This is a genomic window from Nocardioides cynanchi (genome assembly GCF_008761635.1).
Taxonomy (GTDB): domain Bacteria; phylum Actinomycetota; class Actinomycetes; order Propionibacteriales; family Nocardioidaceae; genus Nocardioides; species Nocardioides cynanchi.
This window is the reverse complement of sequence record NZ_CP044344.1, coordinates 3,277,050-3,297,036: the sequence shown is the minus strand read 5'-3', so window position 1 is coordinate 3,297,036 and position 19,987 is coordinate 3,277,050. Positions and strand designations below refer to the sequence as shown.

Annotated in this window: 19 protein-coding genes; 9 read left to right on the top strand and 10 right to left on the bottom strand. The window is 72.1% G+C overall.

What is annotated here, in order from left to right; all coding sequences use genetic code 11:
• Nucleotides 1–7: 7 nt before the first annotated feature.
• The gene (locus tag E3N83_RS15940; protein ID WP_151084151.1) at nucleotides 8–1,039 is read right to left on the bottom strand and encodes a MerR family transcriptional regulator; all 1,032 of its coding nucleotides are present in this window, start codon (nucleotides 1,037–1,039) and stop codon (nucleotides 8–10) included.
• Between the two features lie 146 nt (nucleotides 1,040–1,185).
• On the opposite strand from E3N83_RS15940, the gene E3N83_RS15935 reads away from it, so the two are divergent.
• Complete coding sequence (locus tag E3N83_RS15935) at nucleotides 1,186–2,283, top strand: HpcH/HpaI aldolase/citrate lyase family protein (protein WP_202879248.1); 1,098 nt, start codon at nucleotides 1,186–1,188, stop codon at nucleotides 2,281–2,283.
• Nucleotides 2,280–3,146 carry an HpcH/HpaI aldolase/citrate lyase family protein gene (locus E3N83_RS15930; RefSeq protein WP_272950267.1) on the top strand — a complete coding sequence of 289 codons (867 nt, stop codon included), beginning with the start codon at nucleotides 2,280–2,282 and terminating at the stop codon, nucleotides 3,144–3,146. Before E3N83_RS15935 ends, E3N83_RS15930 begins: the two co-directional genes overlap by 4 nt.
• Nucleotides 3,147–3,194: 48 nt before the next feature.
• Here E3N83_RS15930 and E3N83_RS19630 read toward each other — a convergent pair whose 3' ends face one another.
• From E3N83_RS19630 to hutH, 7 genes are all read right to left on the bottom strand, one after another.
• A complete protein-coding gene (locus tag E3N83_RS19630; protein ID WP_191907830.1) occupies nucleotides 3,195–4,010 on the bottom strand; it encodes a hypothetical protein in 816 nt (271 codons plus the stop codon).
• Nucleotides 4,007–4,612: an RNA polymerase sigma factor gene (locus E3N83_RS15920; RefSeq protein ID WP_202879247.1), complete on the bottom strand. Its 606-nt coding sequence runs from the start codon at nucleotides 4,610–4,612 to the stop codon at nucleotides 4,007–4,009. Before E3N83_RS15920 ends, E3N83_RS19630 begins: the two co-directional genes overlap by 4 nt.
• Nucleotides 4,613–4,661: 49 nt before the next feature.
• Nucleotides 4,662–5,684 carry a M48 family metallopeptidase gene (locus E3N83_RS15915; RefSeq protein WP_151084150.1) on the bottom strand — a complete coding sequence of 341 codons (1,023 nt, stop codon included), beginning with the start codon at nucleotides 5,682–5,684 and terminating at the stop codon, nucleotides 4,662–4,664.
• Nucleotides 5,681–6,364 carry a nucleoside/nucleotide kinase family protein gene (locus E3N83_RS15910; RefSeq protein ID WP_191907829.1) on the bottom strand — a complete coding sequence of 228 codons (684 nt, stop codon included), beginning with the start codon at nucleotides 6,362–6,364 and terminating at the stop codon, nucleotides 5,681–5,683. The genes E3N83_RS15915 and E3N83_RS15910 overlap by 4 nt, the downstream gene beginning before the upstream one ends.
• 95 nt (nucleotides 6,365–6,459) lie before the next feature.
• Nucleotides 6,460–7,323 carry a hypothetical protein gene (locus E3N83_RS15905; RefSeq protein WP_151084149.1) on the bottom strand — a complete coding sequence of 288 codons (864 nt, stop codon included), beginning with the start codon at nucleotides 7,321–7,323 and terminating at the stop codon, nucleotides 6,460–6,462.
• A gap of 305 nt (nucleotides 7,324–7,628) precedes the next feature.
• A complete protein-coding gene (gene hutU, locus E3N83_RS15900; RefSeq protein WP_151084148.1) occupies nucleotides 7,629–9,290 on the bottom strand; it encodes a urocanate hydratase in 1,662 nt (553 codons plus the stop codon).
• Nucleotides 9,287–10,849, bottom strand: a complete 1,563-nt coding sequence (hutH, locus tag E3N83_RS15895) for a histidine ammonia-lyase (protein ID WP_151084147.1) — start codon at nucleotides 10,847–10,849, stop codon at nucleotides 9,287–9,289. Before hutH ends, hutU begins: the two co-directional genes overlap by 4 nt.
• Nucleotides 10,850–11,111: 262 nt before the next feature.
• Here hutH and E3N83_RS15890 point away from each other — a divergent pair, with 262 nt between their 5' ends.
• From E3N83_RS15890 to E3N83_RS20260, 7 genes are all read left to right on the top strand, one after another.
• Nucleotides 11,112–12,386: a choice-of-anchor P family protein gene (locus E3N83_RS15890; RefSeq protein ID WP_151084146.1), complete on the top strand. Its 1,275-nt coding sequence runs from the start codon at nucleotides 11,112–11,114 to the stop codon at nucleotides 12,384–12,386.
• Nucleotides 12,387–12,539: 153 nt separating this feature from the next.
• Nucleotides 12,540–13,124 carry a hypothetical protein gene (locus tag E3N83_RS15885; RefSeq protein WP_151084145.1) on the top strand — a complete coding sequence of 195 codons (585 nt, stop codon included), beginning with the start codon at nucleotides 12,540–12,542 and terminating at the stop codon, nucleotides 13,122–13,124.
• Nucleotides 13,125–13,165: 41 nt separating this feature from the next.
• Complete coding sequence (locus E3N83_RS15880; RefSeq protein WP_151084144.1) at nucleotides 13,166–13,912, top strand: IclR family transcriptional regulator; 747 nt, start codon at nucleotides 13,166–13,168, stop codon at nucleotides 13,910–13,912.
• 140 nt (nucleotides 13,913–14,052) lie between these two features.
• Nucleotides 14,053–16,923 (top strand): heterodisulfide reductase-related iron-sulfur binding cluster, encoded by a 2,871-nt coding sequence (locus E3N83_RS15875; RefSeq protein WP_151084143.1) that lies wholly within the window; start codon nucleotides 14,053–14,055, stop codon nucleotides 16,921–16,923.
• A gap of 80 nt (nucleotides 16,924–17,003) precedes the next feature.
• Nucleotides 17,004–17,534: a toxin-antitoxin system HicB family antitoxin gene (locus tag E3N83_RS15870; protein WP_238342940.1), complete on the top strand. Its 531-nt coding sequence runs from the start codon at nucleotides 17,004–17,006 to the stop codon at nucleotides 17,532–17,534.
• Nucleotides 17,535–17,658: 124 nt separating this feature from the next.
• Complete coding sequence (locus tag E3N83_RS15865; protein WP_151084141.1) at nucleotides 17,659–18,480, top strand: DUF4097 family beta strand repeat-containing protein; 822 nt, start codon at nucleotides 17,659–17,661, stop codon at nucleotides 18,478–18,480.
• Between the two features lie 29 nt (nucleotides 18,481–18,509).
• Entirely contained in the window at nucleotides 18,510–18,638 is a 129-nt protein-coding gene (locus E3N83_RS20260; protein WP_272950266.1) for a hypothetical protein, read from the top strand.
• Between the two features lie 82 nt (nucleotides 18,639–18,720).
• On the opposite strand, the gene npdG is transcribed toward E3N83_RS20260, so the two are convergent.
• Together npdG and dcd are read right to left on the bottom strand one after the other, a co-directional pair.
• Nucleotides 18,721–19,386: an NADPH-dependent F420 reductase gene (gene npdG / locus E3N83_RS15860; RefSeq protein ID WP_151084140.1), complete on the bottom strand. Its 666-nt coding sequence runs from the start codon at nucleotides 19,384–19,386 to the stop codon at nucleotides 18,721–18,723.
• On the bottom strand, nucleotides 19,386–19,961 hold the full coding sequence (gene dcd, locus E3N83_RS15855; RefSeq protein ID WP_151084139.1) for a dCTP deaminase: 576 nt from the start codon (nucleotides 19,959–19,961) through the stop codon (nucleotides 19,386–19,388). The genes npdG and dcd overlap by 1 nt, the downstream gene beginning before the upstream one ends.
• Between the last annotated feature and the right edge of the window lie 26 nt (nucleotides 19,962–19,987).

The following is a 19,987-nucleotide window of genomic DNA, read 5'->3' as shown; positions in this document are numbered from 1 at the left end:
GGCGCGGTCAGGCGAGGTCGGCGACCACGACCGAGTAGTTGTCCGGCGCGCCCGCCTCCTCGACCGCGGCCGCGACGGCGTCCACCGACTCCTGCGGCGTCCCGCTGCCCAGGAGGGCGTGCAGTCGCTCGGGCTCGAGCACGGCGTGCACCCCGTCGGTGGTGAGCACGATCCGGTCACCGTCGCGCACCGGAACGACGAACACGTCCGCCTCCCCCGGACCTTCCTCGGCGAGGGCCCGGTTGAGCAGGTTGCGCCGCGGATCGCTGCGCGCCTCCTCCTCGGTGAGCGAGCCCTCGTCGATCAGGCTCTGCACCTCGGTGTGGTCCGAGGTCAGCCGGATCAGCTCGCCGTCGCGCAGCACGCACGCCCGCGAGTCCCCGATGTGGGCCACCGCCAGCCGGTCGTCGAGCAGCCACGCGGCCGTCAGCGTCGTGGACGTGACGAGACCTCCGTGCAGGGACTCCACGGCGCGCTGGGCCCGCGCCACCGCCGCGTCGAGCGCACCCAACGGCTCCCCCTCCAGCTCGGTCGCCAAGAAGGCAGCCAGCGCCACGGCGGCAGCGTGACCGCCCGTCCCCATGCCGTCCGCGACCACCCACAGCCGCTCTCCGGCGTGGGTGGCGTCCCGCTGCTCGGTTCGGTGCCCCTGCTCGAGTCGGCTGGCCACCTCGCACCGCTGGGTCGAGATCCCGCTCATGTGTGTCTCCTTCGCTCTCATCTCGGCGACGAAGGCGTGCACCCGGGCCCGACGCGTGCGGGTGTCGGCCTCGACCTGGCGCCAGTACGACGCCACCTCGGCCGCCGCCGACTCCCGCGGGAGGTCGGCGACCCTGTGGATCCGCGCCAGGGGCATCCCGACCAGGCGCAGCCGCGAGACCAGCCGGGCCCGCTCGAGCTGGTCGTCTCCGTAGTACCGGTAGCCGCTGACCGCATCCACGTCTGCGGGCACGATCAGACCCATCTCGTCGTACAGGCGCAGTGCCTTGGGCGTCAGCCCGGCCTCCCGGGCGAAGTCGCCGATGGTCATCCGCTCCATGTGTCACATCCTCGTCCACCGGCGACGTCCGCCGGTCCGGTGAGCCTGGGGCTTGCCGCAGGGTGAGGGTCAAGCCACCCGTGTCGAGGGCCGCCGAGTGGAGTGCGTCATACCCGAGCGGGTCCGCGCACCGGTAGTTTCCGCCCATGACCGGTGTGCGCAGTGCCAAGGACTTCTTCCGGCCGCTTGCGGTCGGAGCCCCCGAGCCGCTCCGAGAGATCCCGGCCAGGCCGAGCCGGGCGATCCACTTCTTCGACCCGTCCAACGCCAAGATGGCGGCCAAGGTCCCGACCATGGTCGGCACCGTCGATGTGCTCCTGGGGAACCTCGAGGACGCCGTGAGGGCCGACCACAAGGAGGCCGCTCGGCACGGGCTGGTGGAGATCGCCCGGAGCACCGACTTCGGGAGCACCCAGCTGTGGACCCGGGTCAACTCCCTCGACAGCCCGTGGGTGCTCGACGACCTCACCACCCTGGTCACCGAGATCGGCGACCAGCTCGACGTGATCATGGTGCCCAAGGTGCAGGGCGCCGAGGACATCGCGTACGTCGACCGGTTGCTCGCCCAGCTCGAGGCCCGGGCCGGCCTCACGAAGCCCCTGCTGGTGCACGCGATCCTCGAGACCGCACGCGGCGTCGCCAACGTCGAGGAGATCTGTGGCGCGAGCCCGCGGATGCAGGGGCTGAGCCTCGGCCCGGCCGACCTGGCCGCCGACCGCCGGATGAAGACCACCCGGGTCGGCGGTGGCCACCCCGGCTACCTGGTCCGCCAGGACCCGCCCCGGACCGCCGACGGCGCCGACGTCGACGCCGACCGCACGACGTACCAGCAGGACCTGTGGCACTACACGATCGCCCGGATGGTCGACGCCTGCGCGGCGCACGGGATCTACCCCTACTACGGCCCGTTCGGCGACATCGCCGACACGGTCGCGTGCGAGGACCAGTTCCGCAACGCCTACCTGCTCGGCTGCGTCGGCGCCTGGAGCCTGCACCCCCGGCAGATCGAGATCGCCAACCGGGTCTTCTCCCCCAGCGTCGAGGACATCGCGCACGCGCGTCGGGTCGTCGCGGCGCTGCACGCCAACGGGAACGACGGCAGTGGGGCGGTGATGCTCGACGGCAAGATGGAGGACGACGCCTCGCTGAAGCAGTGCCTGGTCCTGGTCGAGCTCGCCGAGCAGTTGGCCGAGCGCGACCCCGACCTCAGGGCGCTCTACGACGGGATCGGGGTCGACGCGTGAGCGACTTCCGCCCGCGCCGCTCGGTGCTCTACATGCCGGCGTCCAACGAGCGGGCGCTGGAGAAGGCCAAGACGCTCCCCTGTGACGCGCTGATCCTCGACCTCGAGGACGCTGTCGCGCCCGACGCCAAGCCCGCCGCCCGCGACGCGGCGTGTGCCGCGGCCGCCAGCGGCGACTACGGCCATCGCGAGCTCACGATCCGGGTCAACGGCGCCGACACCGAGTGGCACCGCGACGACCTGGCCGCCGCCTGCGCCGCCGGCCCGGACGCGATCGTCGTACCGAAGGTCGACAGCGCCGACGCCGTGCTGGCCCTCGTCGACGCGATGGCGTCGTACGACGCCCCGGAGCGCACCAAGCTCTGGGCCATGGTCGAGACCCCGGTCGCGATGCTGCACGCGGAGGACATCGCCGCGGCCAGCGACCGCCTGACCGTGCTGGTGATGGGCACCAACGACCTGGCCAAGGAGCTGTACGCCGAGCACGTCCCCGGCCGGCATCCGCTGCTGACCGGGCTCGGCCTGGCCCTGCTCGCCGCCCGCGCGACGGGGAGAGCGATCCTCGACGGTGTCTACAACGACGTGCAGGACACCGACGGCTTCCTGGCCGAGTGCCGCCAGGGCCGGGAGATGGGGTTCGACGGCAAGACACTGATCCACCCAGGCCAGGTCGCGGGCGCGAACGCCGCGTTCGGGCCGAGCGAGGACGCCGTCGCGGACGCCCGCGGGATCGTCCAGGCGTGGGCGGACGGCGCCGGCGCGGGTGTGGTGACCTACCGCGGCCGGATGATCGAGAACCTCCACGTCGAGACCGCACGCCGTACGCTCGCCATCAGCGAGGCGATCGGCAACCGGCACGCCTGACGCCATCCGCCCCGCCCCACACGGGATCGGATGGCGTCCGCGTCGGCCTCAGGGCCGAGTCGGGTGCGAGCCGTGGGACGGATGACCGCCCGGGTGGCTCGGGTGCGCCGTCGGAGTCGGGTGGCTCGGAGGCGCCGGATGCGTGGGCACGGTGTGCGTCGGCGCCGGGTGGCTCGGGTGGACCGGATGAGTCGGGCTCGCCGGATGAGTCGGCTGCACGGGGTGAGTCGGGTGAACGGGGTGAGTCGGGTGACCCGCCACCGGAGCCAGGGAGGCGCAGAAGTCCGAAACACCGTCGGGGCCGCCGGCAGCCGTCACCAGGGCAACGAAGGCTGGGCTCGACAGGGCGTGACCGTGGTCGGCCTTCTGGCCCGCGGCGTACGCGCGGCACAGCCCCGGCAGGGCGTGCGCGTCGGGTCCGGTGGTGCCGTCGGACGCAGGAGCCGACGGGTCGTCGGACTCGCTCGACTCACTGGTGGCGGTCTCGGAAGGATCGTCGGTCGGGTGGCTGTGGGACGGGATCGTCGTCGGACGGCCTGAGGCACCCGACGACCAGGGGGCGTGACCGGAGCTCGCGAACGCCGCGCCGGTCGACATCAGCGCAACAACGCCGGCGCTCGCGAGCGCTGCCTTGATGCCGGCCCGGGGGGAGGGCTTGGACATGGCTACTTCTCTCGTCGTGTGGACACGTTCGAGATGAGCGCGATGGAAGTGCCGCGCCGCCACGTCTTCACTCGCCAGTTCGCGGGACGTGCCGGGCGCGCGGGCCGCCTCCAGCAGGCGATCGACCCGGGGGGTCGTCGACCACCCGCCGCCGAGGTCACCCTCGCGGCGGTCCGCTCGATGCTGCTTCCATGCGCTCATCTCACTCCTTCAGCGCCGGAAGCCACCCGAATGTCACGCTGAGCGGTGGTCGACCCCGTCCGGGACTCCAGAAGACGTGCCAGCGTCTTCAGCCCACGGCTGGTCGACGACCGTACGGCGCCGGGCCGCGTGCCCATCACCGACGCCGCGGTCTTGGCATCCAGGCCCATCACGACCCGCAGCCACACCGCCTCCGCCTGCTGGCGCGGCAGGCTGCCGATCAGGGCCACCGCACCCGCCGTACCGAACGCCTCCTCGACCGTGGCCTCGAGGTCGCGCGGGTCGGCGACCTCGATGTCGGTCAGGTCGCGGTCGACCCGCACCCGCCGGCTCCGCTGCCGCAGGAGGTCCAGGGCCCGGTGTCGACCGATCGTGGTCACCCAGCCCCGGAACCCGTCGGCGTCCCCGGAGAAGCGGCCCAGGTCGCGGCACGCCTGCGCCCAGGTCTCCGACGCCACGTCCTCGGCGTCCGCGGTCCCGACCAGGACGGTGAGGTAGCGCAGCAGGGCCGGTTGCGTCGACCGGTAGACCTCACGGAACGCGTCGCCGTCGCCGGCGCACATGCGCCGTACGGCGTCGTCGATCGTCCCTCCGGCCGGCACGCGTCCATGGTGACAGCCTTCGGCGCCCTGCGCAGCAGCCTTGGAGTTGTTACTCCTCGTCGTCACCCCGGCGCCTCAGCTGCTCGTCGAGCCAGCCCTTGGCAGTCCCGAGCCAGCCGGCCGCGTCGTGCACGAGTCGCCCGAGCACGTCCTGGCTCTCGCGGAAGGCGTCGCTGTAGCTGCGGGCAGCCGCCTGCGCCGCCTCGCTGAGCTGCGCGTCGGCGTCTTCCTCGCGGCGCGGGTAGGTGCCGGCCAGGATGGCGGTGTAGGCGCCGGAGTCGACCCAGCTGCGCAGCTCGGCCGCGCGGGAGACCGCGAACGGGTGGGTACGCCGTTCGATCAGCAGCAGCTTGAGCACCGAGTCGCGGATGTCGGAGGAGCCGGCGTACTCCGCGCCCTGGGCGAAGAACGACGTCTGGTCGAGCTCGTCGAGGTGTCCACCGCTGGCCAGCTTCATGTGGGTCCGGAACGCCGCCGCCGGGTCCTGGGTGGCCAGCAGCCCGGCGCGGTCCGCGGACAGCTCGGACTTGCGAGACCACTCCATCAGCGCGGCGACGATCACCCGGAGCCCGACCGTGCCGAGGGGTACGACGGCCAGCAGGCCGGTCAGGCTGAGCATCCGGAGCAGCAGCGTGCGGTACACCGCGTGCCCGCTGAGGGCGTGACCGAGCTCGTGCCCGATCACGAACCGGAGCTCCTCCTCGTCGAGGAGCCCGACCAATCCGGAGTCCACCACGATCACCGGTTTGTCCATGCCGATCGTCTCGGCGTTGAACATCGGCGTCGCCCGCACGTAGAGCTCCGGGAGGTCGGTGGCGTCGAGGGTGGCGCCGACCTCGGTGAGCAGCCGGTGCAGGGCCGGGAACTGGCGCTCGTCGACCCGCACCGCGGAGCCGAGCAGCTCCAGGCGCACGGCCCGCTCGTTGATCAGGCCGGACATCATCCGAATGAGCTTGTCGAAGCCCTTGAGCTTGCGCAGCGCGACGAGGGCGCCCTGGTCGGCCGGGTGCTCCCAGGCGCGCGATGAGATGTCGGTCAGGGGCACCCGGCGCTTCGCCGGCTTAGGGCTCATGACTGGTCATTGTGCGCCCCGTGCGCAACCCCCGCGGCGATCCGGGCGATCCGGGGCCGTTCGGGCGCGGCGTTGTCGATCACGATCCCCGCTCGCTCGAGCGGCCGGCAGGCGTCGCGGTAGATCTGTTGCGCCTCCAGGTAGCGCCGCTGGTCCGGGTGGTCCGGCTCTCCGGGTACGCCGTCCCGCACCGCCATCCGGGCCAGGCGCACCGCGTCCGGGGTGTCGACGTACACCGTCAGGTCCCACGCGTCTGCGAGCTCGGGTCGCTGCGCGAACACGCCCTCCACGAGGAGCACACCGCCCGCGGGCACCGGCTCCGGCGCGGCGTCGACCCGCTGGTCACGGGCCAGGTCGTGCCAACGTCGGCGGTACGGCGTACCGGCACCGGCGAGCCATGGGTCGACCAGCTCACGTCGTACCGCCGCGTAGTCGAAGCTGCGCGCCCACACCGTCTCGCCGGTCCGCCCCTCGGCATGGCGCCGGGCGCGGTCGTGGTGGAAGTCGTCGAGCGTCGCCACCACGACCGGCCGGTCCGCGACCCGGGCGAGGTCGGCGGCGAACCACGTCTTGCCCGCGCCGTCCGCGCCGTCGACAGCGACCAGCACCGGCCGGTCAGGTGCGGGCACGTGCGCCCACACCTGCGCCAGGACCCGGTCGCGCTCCGGCTGGGACTCCATCCCGCCGATCCTGCCAGCCGACGCCACGGATAGTCCGGCACGCCTGGCACCTCCCAAGAGTCCGCTGAGGTGCCAGGCGTGCCGGACTATCGCAATCAGGCGTGGGTGAGGGCGGGGACGAGTCCGAGCCGAGCGAGCCGCGCGTCGAGGGACTCCGGAATCGGCCACCAGGCCGGGGGCTGCAGGGTCCACGCACGCTGGTCCGGCGAGAGGAAGCGGGCCCGTCGGCGGGTAGCGAGCATCCGTGCCGACGCGGCTTCCCGGGAGTCGCCGGCGACGACCGCGAAGTACTCCAGCCCGTGGTCCCGGAACAGCTCCTCCCGCGCCACGTCCCGCCGATGCCGTTCCCGGTCCTTGTGGTCGGCGCCGTCGTACTCACCGACCAGACCGGCCACCGGGTCGAAGATGTCCGGGTAGCCCAGTAGCCGACCCCTAAGGTCGAACACGGGTTGGTTGCAGAGCGGCTGTGGCAGGCCCAGGGAGAGCCAGACCAGCCGCAGCCAGGTCTCGCGGGGAGAGCGGCTGTCGTCGATGGCCAGACCGAGGGCACGGCGCACGAGCGGCACGCCCGTGTAGCCGTTCCGGTGTGGAACGACGTACGCCGTCATCAGTGCGACCGAGATCAGCGAGGCTGCGGCCGCCATCTCGACCGTCTGTACGGCGTGGAGCAGCGTCCCCACGCGACGCATCTCGTCGAAGACCGCTCGCTGGACCGTCGACACGGGCAGGCCGGCGACCTCGGTGCGCTCCCTCGGAGGGAACCGCTCCTGGCTGATCGTGGACCGCGGATGCTGTCGGAGGTTCGAACCGCCGAGCAGGAGCGGGACCGGCAACCAGGCGCCCTCTCCTTCGGCACGGCCGTCGAAGAACGTGCCGCCTCGCCACCTCAGGGCCGCCCATCCCGTGACCGCACCAGAGTCGGGGAGTCGAGCCGACTGCTCGAGGACGTGCTGCTCCACACAGGAGGGTCGATCCCGAGGCACCCACCAGCCGGGCGCACATCGCTCCCAACCAGGACCGCGCGCCTGCCCGCGGGTCGGACCGCCCGTCGTACCGATCCGAGCCGGAACGACCAGTCCCTCCGGCCTCTCGCAGACCGGTTCCCACCGATGTCTCTCCATGGACGGGGTGTCCCCCGCCCGGGGGCCTCACCCACCCGGCCTCCCACCGCCTGTGGATGACCCCGTGAGACCGGTGCCTCGCCGAGATCGTCCGGCACGCCTGGCACCCTGGGCCCCTGCCCGAAGGTGCCAGGCGTGCCGGACTATCGACGCATGGGCACGCGCACGCCGCGCTCGTCGGCCACCTCGACCGCCCGGTCGTAGCCGGCGTCGACGTGGCGGATCACGCCCATGCCCGGGTCGTTGGTGAGGACCCGCTCGATCTTCTGCGCGGCCAGCTCGGTGCCGTCGGCGACGCAGACCTGCCCGGCGTGCAGCGACCGGCCCATCCCGACCCCGCCGCCGTGGTGGAACGACACCCAGGTGGCGCCGGAGGCGGTGTTGACCAGGGCGTTGAGGATCGCCCAGTCCGCGATCGCGTCCGAGCCGTCCAGCATGCCCTCGGTCTCGCGGTACGGCGAGGCGACCGAGCCGCAGTCGAGGTGGTCGCGACCGATCACGATCGGCGCCTTCAGCTCGCCGGAGGCGACCATCTCGTTGAACTTCAGCCCGGCCAGGTGGCGCTCGCCGTACCCGAGCCAGCAGATCCGCGCCGGCAGACCCTGGAACTGCACGCGCTCCTGGGCCATGGTGATCCACTTGTGCAGGCGCGCGTTGTCCGGGAAGAGCTCGAGGATCGCGCGGTCGGTCGCCGCGATGTCGGCCGGGTCGCCCGAGAGTGCCGCCCAGCGGAACGGCCCCTTGCCCTCGCAGAACAGCGGCCGGATGTACGCCGGCACGAAGCCGGGGAACTCGAACGCCCGGTCGTAGCCGCCCTTGCGGGCCTCGTCCCGGATCGAGTTGCCGTAGTCGAACACCTCGGCGCCGGCGTCCTGGAACTCCACCATCGCCCGCACGTGCACGGCCATCGAGGCCTCGGCGTCCTTGGTGAACCCGGCCGGGTCGCGCTCGGCTGCGTCGTGCCAGTCGTCGAACGCGACCCCGACCGGGAGGTACGACAGCGGGTCGTGAGCCGAGGTCTGGTCGGTGACGACGTCGATCGGTGCCTTCATCTCGAGCAGCTGCGGCACCAGCTCGGCGGCGTTGCCGAGCACGCCGATCGACAGCGGCCGCTTCGCGTCGCGCGCCGCGACGGCGCGGCGTACGGCGTCCTCCAGGGAGTCGGCCTGCTCGTCGAGGTAGCGGTGCTCGATCCGGCGGGTGATCCGGGACTGGTCGACGTCGATGCAGATCGCCACACCGTCGTTCATCGTGACCGCGAGCGGCTGGGCGCCGCCCATGCCGCCGAGCCCGGCGGTCAGGGTGATCGTGCCGGCCAGGGTGCCGCCGAACTTCTTGTCCGCGACCGCGGCGAAGGTCTCGAAGGTGCCCTGCAGGATGCCCTGGGTGCCGATGTAGATCCACGAGCCGGCCGTCATCTGGCCGTACATGATCAGCCCCATCTCCTCGAGCCTGCGGAACTCCTCCCAGTTGGCCCAGTCTCCGACCAGGTTGGAGTTCGCGATCAGCACTCGCGGCGCCCAGGGGTTGGTCCGCATCACGCCGACCGGCTTGCCGGACTGCACGAGCAGGGTCTCGTCGTCCTCGAGGTCGCGCAGCGAGGCCAGCAGCGCGTCGTACGCCGGCCAGGACCGCGCGGCCTTGCCGGTGCCGCCGTACACGACGAGGTCCTCGGGCCGCTCGGCGACATCGGGGTCGAGGTTGTTCATCAGCATCCGCAGCGGCGCCTCGGTCTGCCAGCTCTTCGCCGACAGCTCGGTCCCGTGGGGGGCGTGGATGGGGAGGCGCGGGTTGGAGTCGGTCATGCGAGCTCTCCGATCACTTCTTCGACGGCGGACAGGACGGCGCCCGAGGCGACGAGCGCCACGGCAGCCTCGATCTCGGGAGACAGGAAACGGTCGGGCCCGGGGACGCCGATGCCGCGCTCGGCCAGCAGGCGTACGACGGCACCGGTGGCCGGCGCGGGCGTGGTGCCGGCGGTCGGACCGGTCGTGGTCCGCAGGGTGAGCGCGCGGGCGGCGGTCATCAGCTCGATGGCCACCACCCGAGTGAGCCCGTCGACGGAGCGCCGGAGCTTGCGAGCGGCCGACCAGCCCATCGACACGTGGTCCTCCTGCATCGCGCTCGACGGGATCGAGTCGACGCTGGCCGGGACGGCGAGACGCTTGAGCTCGGAGACGATCGCGGCCTGGGTGTACTGCGCGATCATCAGGCCGCTGTCGACGCCTGGGTCGTCCGCGAGGAACGGCGGCAGGTCGTGGTTGCGCGCCCGGTCCAGGAACCGGTCGCTGCGCCGCTCGGAGATCGAGGCCACGTCGGCCGCGACGATCGCCAGGAAGTCGAGCACGTAGGCCACGGGGGCGCCGTGGAAGTTGCCGTTGGACTCGACCCGCCCGTCCTCCGCCAGGACCACGGGGTTGTCGACCGCGCTGGCCAGCTCGCGCTCGGCGACGAGGGCGGCGTGCTCCACGGTGTCGCGGGCGGCGCCGTGCACCTGGGGCGAGCAGCGCAGGGAGTAGGCGTCCTGGACCCGGTGCACCTTGTCCTCGCGGTGGCTCGCCATCACCCCGGAGCCGGCGAGGAGGGCGCGCAGGTTGGCGGCCGACAGTGCCTGCCCGACCTGCGGGCGCAGCTCCTGGAGGTCCGCGGCGAAGACCCGGTCGGTGCCCATCTGCGCCTCGACGCTCATGGCGGCCGCGATGTCGGCGGTCGCGAGCAGCCGGCGCAGGTCGGTGATCGCGAGCACCAGCATCCCCAGCATTCCGTCGGTGCCGTTGATCAGGGCCAGGCCCTCCTTGGCGGCGAGCTGGACGGGCGCCAGGCCGGCCACGGCCAGGGCCTGCGCCGCGGGGACCAGCTCGCCGGAGCTGTCACGGACGTCGCCCTCCCCCATCAGCGCGAGGGCACAGTGCGCCAGCGGCGCGAGGTCGCCGGAGCAGCCCAGGGAGCCGTACTCGCGCACCACCGGCGTGATCCCCGCGGACAGGACGGCGGCGAGCAGCAGCGCCGTCTCACGTCGTACGCCGGTGTGCCCCGTCGCCAGCGTCGAGAGGCGCAGCAGCATCAGGCCGCGCACCACCTCGCGCTCGACCTCGGGGCCGGAGCCGGCTGCGTGCGAGCGGATCAGCGAGCGCTGCAGCTGCTCGCGGCGCTCGGTGGGGATGTGGCGCGTCGCCAGCGCCCCGAAGCCGGTCGAGATCCCGTACGCCGGGTCGGGCGCCGACGCCAGCCGATCGACGACGGCCCGGGCCCGATCGATGGCGGCCAGCGCCTCCTCGGTCAGCTCGACCGCCGCACCGTCGCGGGTCACTGCGACGACCTCCGCGAACGAGACCGGACCCACGCCCACGTGCACCGTCTCCATGCCGTCATCCAACTCCCGGTCGCGGGCACGGCACCAGCGGCCCGCGCCTCCCGCTGTCTGGGATCCGAGACAAAGAAGGTGGCTCCGGCCCGCCGTCAACATCAAGGAAGTCCTAAGTCGAGGTCAGGCCCGGGTCATCCGCGTGCCCGTCGCCACCCGCCCCTACCGGACGTAAAATCGGGCTTCCTCGCCGTCCGCAGGCGTGACCCCCACGTCAGGGCTTCGTTAAGACAGTCTCAAACACGGGGAAATGGAGCACCACATGAACGCACGTACACCCCTCACCATCGGGGTCGGCGCACTCTGCGCCGGTCTCGCCCTCACCACGACCGGTCCGGGCTTCGCAGCCGACACCTCCCACAGCACCTCCGACCGCACCCGGGCAACGACGTACGCCTTCCAGGGCTCGGGTTACGGCACCCGGATCATCGGCGGCCAGCTGCCCGCCAGCTCGGGCACCACGGCCTACCAGCACATCGGCTGCACCGACCTGGCGGGCCTGAACCGCACCAACGACGTCGCCGACGCCACGGTGCCGGGCCTGGGCACGGCCTCGGGCGTCAAGACCCGGGTCTGGACCACCGCACGGCACGGCGTGGTCGCCTCGCACGCCCGCCACACCATCGCTCAGCTCACCCTCGCCTCCAGCGGGCTGGGCACCCTGAGCGTGAACGCGATCAGGTCGACCGCCAAGGCGTTCCACGACGGGTCCGGCTTCCACTCGAGCACCGACACCGCGATCGGCAGCATCACCTTCACGCCCCCGGTCGGGCCGCCGCAGAACGTCCCGGCACCGACGCCCAACCAGCCGGTCACCGTCCCCGGCCTGGCCACCATCTCGCTCGGGACCAGCGCGACCTCCCACGGTGACCACGCCGCGTCGGCCAAGGCGCTCGCCCTGCGGATCGACGTCGTTCCCACGGGGACCTCGGTCAAGGTGGCGCTGAGCCACGCCCAGCTGAACGACGGGCTCACCGGCGGGATCTTCCGCGGCCACTCCAACGCGACCCGGGTCGTGTCGGCCCTGACCGACCTCGTGCACAGCGGCCCCAACCCGCTGTCCCTGATGGGGTGCCTCGGCACCGGTGGCGTCGTCCGGACCAAGTCGCTGGCCAGCCTGAACGTCGGCGGGCAGCTCGTGGTCAGCGGGCTCGCCTCGGCGCAGAAGGGTAGCCAGGGCAACGGCAGCGCCCACGGGTTCGAGCGCGCCAAGATCGCCCGGATCAACCTCGGCGGCGGGCAGCTGATCGTCAACGCCATCGTCGGCAAGGCGAACGTGACCCGCACGTCCCACGGCTGGGTCCGTACCGCCAAGGGCACGCAGCTCGGCAGCATCACCGCCGGCGGCCAGACCCAGACGTTCCCGCCCTCGGGCGTGCTCGAGATCCCGGGCGTGGCCAAGCTCGAGCGCAAGGTGGTCACCAAGACCAGGACCGGCATCTCGGTCGTGGCCCTCCGGATCACGCTGCTCGACGGTTCGGGCGCCGTGATCAACCTCGGCGAGGCGGCCCTGCGGATCAACCGCCCGCAGCGCTGACCCACCGGAGGCAGCGGGGTCGCGCATCCTCACGGCGGTCCCGCTGCCTCATCCGGTGAGCCCACCCCTGCGGGTGGCGATCCGACCCCCCGGCCCGGTCTAGTGTCGACACGGCCCCGGGACGTCCGGGGCGCCGACGTGGGGAGAACTCCGATGTGGCTCTGGATCATCCTGGCCGTGGTCGTCGTGATCGCGATCGTTGCGATCGTGGCGATGGCGAACAAGAAGCGCACCGAGCAGCAGCGAGTCCGGGCCGAGGAGCTGCGCGCCGAGGCGAGCACCCAGGCCAGTGGGCTGACCGAGTCCCAGCGGGCCGCTGACGAGGCTCGTGCCAAGGCCGAGCTGGCCCAGGCCGAGGCCGAGCGCGCCGTCGAGCGCGCCCGGGCCGCCGAGCAGGGCCACCAGGTCGAGCAGGCCACCTACGAGGACCGGCTCCGTGAGGCCGATCGGGTCGATCCCGACGTGAACACGAAGTCCGCCGAGTACGAGCCCAGCGTCTGGAACGACGAGAGCAGCGCCGAGGGCACGGACCCCGCCACCACCTCCACGTCGACCGCGACGGAGGGCGAGTCCACGGCCACGACGTCGACCACGTCCGACGGGACGGGCACCACCACCACGCCGACCTCGACCGAGGGCGGCGCCGGCAGCCACCGGGCCACAGCGGAGCCGACCACCTCCACCGGTGACACCACGGTCGGCGAGACGCCGACGGAGCGCCCGCGCACCACCGAGTGAGCCCCGGGCGTCGCTGACGCCCGGCGTGGCACGATCCCGGCATGGGTCAGGTGCCGGCAGCCACGCGCACCCTCCAGGTGCTGCGCTTCCTGGCCAGCCAGCCGGATCCGGTCTCGCTGGACCGGATCACGCGGGCTTGCGGTCTCCCGCGCTCGACGGCGTACCACCTCCTCGGCGCGATGATCGAGGAGGGCTTCGTCGTCCACCTGCCCGAGGAGCACCGCTACGGCCTGGGGGTCGCGGCGTTCGAGGTGGGGAGCGGCTTCAGCCGCCAGGAGCCCCTGCAGCGGATCAGTCGCCGGACGCTGGCCGACCTCGTCGACCGCACCGGCCACACCGCCCATCTCGCGGTGCTGCACGGCCGCGACGTGCTGTACGTCGTGGAGGAGCGTGCGCCGGGCCGCCCGCCCCTGGTCACCGACGTCGGCGTGCGCCTGCCGGCTCACCTGACCGCCAGCGGGCGGGCGATCCTCTCCGCCCTGCCGGCCGCGCAGGTGCGGGCGCTCTACCCCGACGCGTCGGCTTTCGTGGACCGGCACGGCACGGGACCCCGCACTCTGAGCGCGCTCCGCGCGGTGCTCTCCGAGACCCGGCGGCGCGGGCACGCGACCGAGTCGGGCGAGGTGACGCCCGGCCTGGCCAGCGTCGCGGCGCCGGTGCTCGACCACAACCAGCACCCCGTCGCCGGCCTGGCCGTCACCTTCGCCGAGGACGAGCCCGAGGGTCTCGCGGCCGAGGTACGGCGTGCGGCGGCCGCGCTGACCAGGCGGCTCGGCGGCCCCGGCTGAGACCTCCGCCACCACTCCGGTTTCCGCAAGTTACCTGCGGGTACGATCCCGGGGTCGGGCGCCCATGACCGCTGCCTGCTCCTGCCCGTAGTGTCGGCGCCGACGCACCACCACGACGCCCGCGACAACAGGGAGTGACCGTGACCGCCGTACTGATCCTGGGGTTGCTGCTCAACGCGATCGCGCTGCCGTTCGCCGGGCGCCGGGTGTGGTTCCTCTACCGCGTGATCACCAGCGGCCAGCCGGCACCCGACCGGATCGCGGGCGTCACCGGCAAGCTCGGCGCCGCCCTGAAGCGCCAGGTCGTCGAGGTCTTCGGGCAGAAGAAGCTGCTCAAGTGGAGCGTCCCGGGCGCGGCTCACTTCTTCGTCTTCTGGGCCTTCATCATCCTGGGCACGGTCTACCTCGAGGCCTACGTCATCCTGCTGACCCGCAACCCCGAGTGGAGCTGGTTCGTCTTCGGCAACTGGGCGGTCCTCGGCTTCGTGCAGGACTTCATCGCGGTGATGGCCCTGGTCGGCATCGGGGTGTTCTGGGCGATCCGGCTGCGCAACCAGCCCAAGACGCTCGGCCGCAAGTCGCGGTTCTTCGGGTCCCACCTCGGCCCGGCGTACTTCACGCTGTTCATGATCTTCAACGTCGTGTGGACCCTGTTCCTGTTCCGCGGCGCGGTCGAGGCCCGCGACATGGGCACGAGCCACGGTTACGGCAAGGCCGCGTTCGTCTCCTACCTGCTCGGCAAGGTGCTGCCCGACAGCACCGCGCTGATCGGGATCGGCCTGATCCTCCACATCGGCGTGATGCTGGCGTTCTTGATCTTCGTGCTCAACTCCAAGCATCTCCACATCTTCGTGGCCCCGCTCAACGTGCTCTTCGGACGCCGCCCGGTCGCGCTAGGAGCGGTCAAGCCGCTGATCTCGGCCGGCAAGCCGGTCACCCTCGACGACATCGAGGACCTCGACGAGGACGCCCGGCTGGGGGTCGGCGCGATCGGCGACTTCACCTGGAAGGGCCTGCTCGACTTCACGACCTGCACCGAGTGCGGCCGCTGCCAGTCGCAGTGCCCCGCCTGGAACACCGAGAAGCCGCTGTCTCCCAAGCTGCTGATCATGAACCTCCGCGACCACGCGATGGCCGCGGCCCCTGCCACGCTGGCGGGTGAGGGTGACGACGTACCCGAGGCCGCCCGCAAGGAGTCCGAGCGTCCGCTGATCGGCGACGAGTCGATGTACGGCGTGATCGACCCCGACGTGCTGTGGTCCTGCACGTCGTGCGGCGCGTGCGTCAACCAGTGCCCGGTCGACATCGAGCACGTCGACCACATCATCGACATGCGCCGCTACCAGGTGCTGGTGGAGAACAACTTCCCGGCCGAGCTCAACCAGCTGTTCAAGGGCCTCGAGGGCAAGGGCAACCCGTGGAACATGTCGGCCACGGCCCGGATGGACTGGGCCAAGGGCCTGGACTTCGACGTCCCCGTGGTCGGTGAGGACCTCGAGTCCCTGGAGTCGGTCGACTGGCTCTTCTGGGTCGGCTGCGCCGGCGCCTACGAGGACCGCGCCAAGAAGACGACCCGCGCGGTCGCCGAGCTGCTGAACATCGCCGGCATCTCGTTCGGCGTGCTCGGCAACGGCGAGACCTGCACCGGCGACCCGGCCCGTCGAGCGGGCAACGAGTTCATCTACCAGGGCCTGGCCCAGCAGAACGTCGAGACCCTGACCGAGCACGAGGTCAAGCAGGTCGTCACCACCTGCGCGCACTGCTTCAACACCCTCAAGAACGAGTACCGCGACTTCGGCCTCGAGCTCGAGGTCGTCCACCACACCCAGCTGCTCAACCGGCTGGTCCGGGAAGGAAAGCTGACCCCGGTCGCCTCCGGCGCGGGCGCCGCCAAGCGGACGATCACCTACCACGACCCCTGCTACCTCGGCCGCCACAACCAGGTCTACGAGCCGCCCCGCGAGCTCCTGCAGGTGCTGCCCGGAGCGTCGTACGTCGAGATGGAGCGCAGCGGCGAGCGCTCGTTCTGCTGCGGCGCGGGCGGGGCCCGGATGTGGATGGAGGAGAGCATCGGGGAGCGGATCAACGTCAACCGCACCAAGGAGGCCGTCGGCACCGGCGCCGACCAGATCGCGGTGGGCTGCCCCTTCTGCCGGGTGATGCTCTCCGACGGGCTGACCTCGGAGCAGGCCCAGGGCCAGGCCCGCGAAGAGGTCGAGGTGCTCGACGTCGCCCAGATGCTGCTGGCCTCGGTGAAGGGCGAGTCCGCGACCCGGGCCGGCCGCGCGGAGTCCGCGGGTGCCACGGCCGCCGCGCCGACCGAGCCTGAGGCGCGCAGCGAGGAGACCCGCGCCGAGCCCCAGCCCGGCGACGACACCCAGACCGAGGACACCGTCACCGAGACCGCCGACGTCGGGCCCGCCGCCAAGGCGTCCGGCGGCTCGTCGTTGTTCGATGTCGGCACCGACGTCGAGCCGGAGCCGGCCGCACCGGCGGCCCCGGCAGCGGCCGGCGGGTCTCTCTTCGACCTGGGCGAGGAGGCCGCCGACAGCGGAGCGCCGGAGCCCCCCGCTGACCCCGCCGTACCGTCCTCTGCCGAGCCCGCGACGGCTCCCGCCGCCGGTGGGTCACTGTTCGACATCGCCCCCGAGGAGCCCGAGCCCGCGCCGGAGCCGACGACCGAAGCGGCCGCGGCTCCGACCGAGCAGCCCGCCGACGAGCCGGTGCCGGCCGAGACCACGCCGGCGCCCGCGAGCGAGATCGCGACCGGTGGATCCCTGTTCGACATCGCCCCCGCGGAGCCCGAGCCGGCCGACGACAACCGGCCGAGCGGCGCGAGCGTGAGTGCCGCCGCGACCGCGGCCGCAGGCTCCGGGACCGAGCCCGCGGACCACGCCCCTGAGGGCGACGACGAGCCCGAGCCCACCGAGAAGCCCCGGCCCGGCTCCGCCTCGCCCGAGCCCCGGACCGACGTCGACATCCCCGAGGGTGGTTCCCTCTTCGACCTGTGACGCGCCCTGACATCACGTGACAACAGACTGATGTCACGAGAGACTTGACATGACATCATTGTGATGTCAGGATGATGCACATGGACATCACGCCGTACGTCGACAGCCTCCGGAGCTCGCTGGTCTCCGCGGCCGACTCCGCCGGGGACGAGACCCGTCAGGCCGCCGAGCGGCTCACCTTCGCCCTCGACTCCAGCGCCCGGCTGGCGATCATGGAGGCGGTCTCACAGGCCGCGGCCGAGATCACCGCCGAGATGCCCAACGGTGGCGTCGACGTCCGCCTGAACGGCCGCGACCTCGACTTCCTGGTCCACACCGCGGCGCCCACGCCTCCGCCTCCGCCGCCCCCTCCCGCCCCCGACGACGTCGAGGACGGCAACTTGGCCCGGATCACGCTGCGGCTCCCCGAGGCGGTCAAGGGCAAGGCCGAGGAGCGGGCCGCGGAGGCCGGCCAGTCGCTCAACACGTGGCTGGTCAACATCATCCGGATGGCCACTCGCGACGGTTCCATCAACATCGACGTCGACCTCTCGAGCATCCCGTTCTTCGGCAACGACCCCTTCGGCGGCTCGAAGGGACGCGGCTCCAAGCGCATGACCGGCTGGCTCTGAGCCCGCCATAGCACCAGCAGCACCCACCACCACAGCCCGCACGGGGACGACCGGAGGTCGCTCCCTCGGTAGACCACACCCATCTCACGGTCGACTCACGGCGAGCGGCCACCCAGGAGGAACCATGAACCGCCAGTTCGAGACCAGCCGGCCGATCGACCTCGTGATCGAGATCGGGAAGGGCCGGGTCCGCATCTCCGCGGCCGACACCGCCGAGACCACCCTCGAGATCGAGGGCGGGGAGGCCGACGAGGTCGCGGTCACCTTCGAGAGCAACACGCTGCGGGTGATCGGGCCGAAGCACAGCGGCGGCTTCTTCGGCCGGGAGAGCTCCCTCGACGTCCGGGTCACCCTCCCCACCGACAGCAACCTGGCGGTCAAGACCGGCAGCGCCGACATCGAGGTCGAGGGCCAGGTCGGCGCTGCCCGGATCAAGACGGGCTCCGGCGAGGTCACCTGCGACACCTTCTCCGGCCCGGTCTCGGTCGACACCGGCTCGGGCGACGTCGAGATCGCCGAGGGCCACGCCGAGGTCAACGTGAAGAGCGGCTCGGGTGACGTCTCCGTCGGCAGCTGCGTCCGCGAGCTCAACATCTCCACCGGCTCCGGCGACGTCGAGGTCGGCACCACCAACGCCCGCACCGTGGTCAAGACCGGCTCCGGTGACCTCAACGTCGCCACGGCCAACGCCGACGTCTCGCTGTCCACCGGCAGCGGCGACCTGAGCATCGGCCGGGCGCGGCGCGGCAAGGTCAGCGCCAAGGGCGCCAGCAGCGACGTCCACATCGGCATCCCAGCCGGCACCCCGGTCTGGGCCGACCTCAACACCGTCACCGGCTCGGTCCGCTCCGACCTCGACAGCGTCGGGGCACCCCAGGAGGGACAGGACCACATCGAGCTCCAGGCCCGCACCGTCAGCGGCGACATCGTCCTGACGCAGGTCTGACCACCACCACACCGAGAGGAGACAGCGCCATGAACACCACCGTGATCGAGGCCCAGGCCCGTTACCTGATCGAGGACCGGATCCACCCGACGACCAGGCACCAGCCGACCGGCGTCCGCCGTCGGCACCGCAAGGTCCGCCGTCTCAGCTGGCTGTGAACCCTTTCCCACGGCCCGCTGAAAGGGAAGCCGATCGCAGGAGGCTGCGGTCGGCTTCCTGCTGTCCGGGTCCAGCCGGCGCTCAGATGTCGGTGACCCTGACCCCGGCGTGCGCCTTGTAGCGGCGGTTGACACTGATCAGGTTGGCGGTCAGGGCCTCGACCTGATGGGCGTTGCGCAACCGGCCGCCGTACACGCCCCGCAGTCCGGGTACGACGTCCGCCAGCGAGGCCACCAGGTCGGTGGCGTCCCGGTCGTCGCCCAGCACCAGCACGTCGGTGTCGATCGAGGAGACCTCGGGGTCGTCGAGCAGCACGGCGCTGAGGTGGTGGAAGGCCGCGACCACGGTCGAGTCGGCGAGGATCTCGGCCGCCTCCTGCGCTGCCGACCCGGCGGCGACCGGCAGCGCGTAGGCGCCCTGCTGGTCGAAGCCGAGCGGGTTCACGCAGTCGACGACGATCTTGCCGGCCAGCGGCTCCGCGAGCGCGCGCAGCAGGTCGGCGTGACCGTCGTACGGCACCGCCACCACCGCCAGGTCGCACGCTGCGGCCGCCTCGTGGTTCGACGCCCCGCGCAGGTCACCACCCGTGGCCTCGGCGAGGGCGGCCGCGGCCTCGGCGGCTCGTTCGGTGGACCGGCTGCCGAGCACGACCGAGAGTCCGGCCCCCGCCCAGCGACGGGCCAGGCCCCGGCCCTGGGGGCCGGTGCCGCCGAGCACCGCGATCGTCAGGTCCGAGATCGACGCCATCAGATCGTGGTCCGGTGGAAGTTCTGGAACGACCGCGAGGGTGTCGGACCGCGCTGCCCCTGGTAGCGCGAGCCGTACTTCTCCGAGCCGTAGGGGTGCTCCGACGGCGACGACAGCCGGAAGAAGCAGAACTGGCCGATCTTCATCCCCGGGTAGAGCTTGATCGGCAGGGTCGCGACGTTGGCCAGCTCCAGGGTGACGTGGCCGGAGAAGCCCGGGTCGACGAAGCCGGCGGTGGCGTGGGTCAGCAGGCCGAGCCGCCCGAGCGACGACTTGCCCTCGACCCGGGCGGCGACGTCGTCGGGCAGGGTGACCATCTCGTACGTCGAGCCGAGCACGAACTCCCCCGGGTGCAGGATGAACGGCTCGTCACCGTCCGGCTCGACGACACGGGTCAGGTCGGACTGGTCGGCGGCCGGGTCGATGTGGGGGTAGCGGTGGTTCTCGAAGACGCGGAAGAAGCGGTCGAGCCGGACGTCGATCGACGAGGGCTGCATCATCGCCGGGTCCCACGGGTCCATCACGATCCGGCCGGCATCGATGTCGGCCAGGATGTCGCGGTCACTGAGCAGCACGGTCGCAGGCTACCCGGCGCTCCGGA